A 3,120-nucleotide genomic window follows, 5' to 3' on the forward strand; every position below is an offset into this window, starting at 1 on the left:
GCGGAAGCTGGCCTTGCCCGCCCCCATCTGCTCGCCCCTCGACATGGCCACCGCGAGCGTGCGGAAGCGGGTGAGGGAGTCCGGCACGCGGAGCGCCTGCTCCGTGTTCCGGCCGCTCGCAAGCACCTGAGGGAACCAGCCTGCGGACGAGCTGAAGTTCGTCCGGACCTTCACGGGAGGCTCTGTGCCACCCCCGCCACCCGGTCCGGCGGAGGCGAGCTCGGCGGGCGCAGCGTCCTCTGCGGACGCCCCCTTCGCTTTCTTCGCCGGACTCTGCCTCCGGGCTTCTTTGCCGGAGCTCTCCTCTTGATCCCTTGGCCCCGCGGACATCGCGGGCGATGCGGGCGCGGGTGCATTCAGCGGCGCGCTGTCGTCGTCATTCTTGGACTGCGCGATCTTCTCCGGCTCCTTGGGCTGCACCGGCCGGAACGCACGCTGGTTCAGGGTGGTTGCGGTGGTGACCCACTGCTGCTGCGGGCGGCGGCCGAAGAAGGAGAGCAGATCGCTCCGATCGGGCTCGATGGCGAAGATCGCCTCGTCCACGGAGGAGACCATGAGCTCCACCTCACCCTGGGCGCCCTTCACCTCGACGCGGGCCTTCTGAGGGGCGCCGGGCTCCACCACCTCCGAGGAGTGGGACACGTTCACCTGGAGGGCGTTGTCCGTGCCGGAGACCTTCACCACGGCCTGAGTCTGGCGGAAGAAGCCCTGCTCGAAGCGTCCGGCATGGAGCCAGGCGTTGGGAGTCATGGCGGCGGTGAGCGGCAGCTCCACGAAGCGCGCGCGCCCGTTGAGTGGGAACGCCTTCGCGGTGTGCAGCGCTTGTCCCTCGATCGTGATGAGCGCATGTCCCCCGCTGGTCGGGGTGACCAGGAGCGCCCGGATCGTCCCGCCCACGGAGAGCGGTGCACGGTCCGTGAGGAGCGCGAAGCCCATGTTGGGGGGGGTGATCGGCTTGACGTCGCTCGTGAGCCACACGTCGGTGGTGGCGTAGGGGGGCTCGTTGTCAGGAGCTCCAGGCCGGCGGACCTCGATGCGAGTGGAGCCCACGGCGTCGCCATCCAGCGTCGCCTCTCCGCGCCCGTTGGTGAGCTGCGCGGCGCGCTTGAGGATGAGGCTCTGGGTCCCATCCTTCTCCAGCCGCACGAGCCGCAGCTCCACGGCGGGGGACTGGGGGCGGCCGTTGGCGTCCTCGGCGCGGAGCTTGAGCTTGATGGGCTCGCCGGGCTTGTAGATGTAGCGGTTGCTGCGAACATCGACGAAGACGGGCTTGGAGGACACGTTGACGGTGCCGCTGCCCGTCACCTCACGGCGGCTGGCGTCGGTGACGAACACCTGCACCTGGTAGCTGCGATCCCCGGCGTCCTGGGGCTTGGGCAGCTCCAGCTCCGCGCTGCCGTCCGGGCCCGTCTTGAAGGTGAGCGTCGTCTGCCGGTACGTGTGCCGCCAGCCACTGTAGTAGCGCTCCTCGTCTTCATAGCCGCGATAGCCGCCATAGCCACCCCAGCCTATGTCGATGTCATCCTCCCAGCGGCTCCACTGGTGCGTGTAGCCCTGCTCCGTCACGATGGCGCGGCCCGTCGCATTGGCCACCGGCCCACCGGAGTAGCGCGAGGCGGCGATGCGCACCTTCACCGGCTGGCCCGGAGCGGGACTCCCCATGGGCTCCACGGACACCTGGAACTCCGGAGGCTTGAACTCCTCCACACGGAACACGCTGCTGGCTTGCTGGAGGTACAGGGACTCGCCTCCGGCGGACTCCACATGGAAGCGCCACTGGCCCAGGGCCGCGTCCTTCCCGAGTGGGAACTCGAGTGTCGCGGTGCCGAAGGCGTTCGTCGTGAGCTCCTTCGCGAGCACCTCGCGGGACTGCGCGTCGAAGACGCGAACGCGCACGGCCTGGCCTCCCACCGGAGTCGAGGGCCCATGTGCGCGGCTGCGCAGGAACAGCTTGGCCCCGACGCCCTCGCCCGGCTTGTAGAGCGGCCGATCCGGCAGCACATAGACGAGCCACTCGCGGCGCTCGTCCGAGCTGTAGCCGCTCGCCCAGCCACGCGCGAAGGTGACGTGGCCGCCCCCGCTCGCCCAGGCGGTGATCTCCTGCAGCCGGCCCTGGAGCTTCAGGGGGATCCGCGCCAGACCGGCCTCGTCGGTGCGACCCTGGAGCCTGAAGTAGTGCGTCTTGCTGTCATAGCTGCTCACGAAGACCACGACCTCCGCGTTCCGGGCGGCCTCGCCCGTCGTCGCGTCGGCCACGAACACGGCGACGTCTTCATGCGCGACCTTGAGGACCATGGCCAGCGGCGTGATGAGCAGCCAGTCGGACGCGGTCTGCTTTCCGCTGGCGGCCTCGACGATCCATGCGCCAGGGCCCGGCACCTCGAGCGGCTCTGCCAGCGAGGAGGGCATGTGAGGCGCGGGCGTGGTGAGCTTGCGCGTCCACTGCTTCACCACCGCGCCAGGAGCACCCATGGGCTCGGAGTGGAGGAGCTTCTCCGGGCTCTGCTGGAGCGGATCGGCGCGACGCAGCGTGAGCGTCACCTCTTCGAGGTTGCGGAAGGAGATCTGCAGCGTCGGCTTGACGCCCGGCTGCTCGATGTACTGCGTGCTGACGGAGAGTCGTGGCCCGCGGATGTCCTCGATGCGGGAGCGCGCCTGGTCGAAGACGTTGCTGGTCGTACCGCTGAAGCGAGACTGGATCTGGCCGTAGTGCCCGAGCGCCGCCGGGTACTGGCTGGCGCTCTCCTTCTGCTGCCCGAGCATGAAGAGGGCGTCATCGGCGAACTCGGTCTGGCCGCCGCCGATCTCCAGCAGCTCCTTCTCCGCGCGAGCGAGGCGCTCCTTCACCCCCGTCTGCATCCACGCGCGTGCCCTTAGGAGGCGGGCATGGGCGCGGTCCTGGGCAGAGGGCTCCAAGGACAGCACACGGTCGCAGAGCCCCTCCACGCGCTTCGTGTTGTAGAGATCCTGCTCCATCTGCCGGAGCGCCATGCGGAAGAAGATCCCGCGGGCCTCCTTGGCCCAGCGGCCGCCGGAGCCCCGCGCCACGGCCTCGAGCTGCTCCAGCGCCTGAGAGGTCCGGTCGCGGTTGCCCTTGCTCGAATACGTCTCGCCGCGCTC

At 69.6% G+C, this 3,120-nt stretch carries 1 protein-coding gene; it reads right to left on the minus strand.

Annotated features, from left to right (window positions below; genetic code table 11):
* A partial coding sequence (locus VD972_RS23480) for an MG2 domain-containing protein (RefSeq protein WP_324990572.1) occupies positions 1-3,120 on the minus strand: 3,120 nt, incomplete at both ends.

It is taken from the genome of Hyalangium sp. (assembly GCF_035629615.1).
Classification (GTDB): domain Bacteria; phylum Myxococcota; class Myxococcia; order Myxococcales; family Myxococcaceae; genus Hyalangium.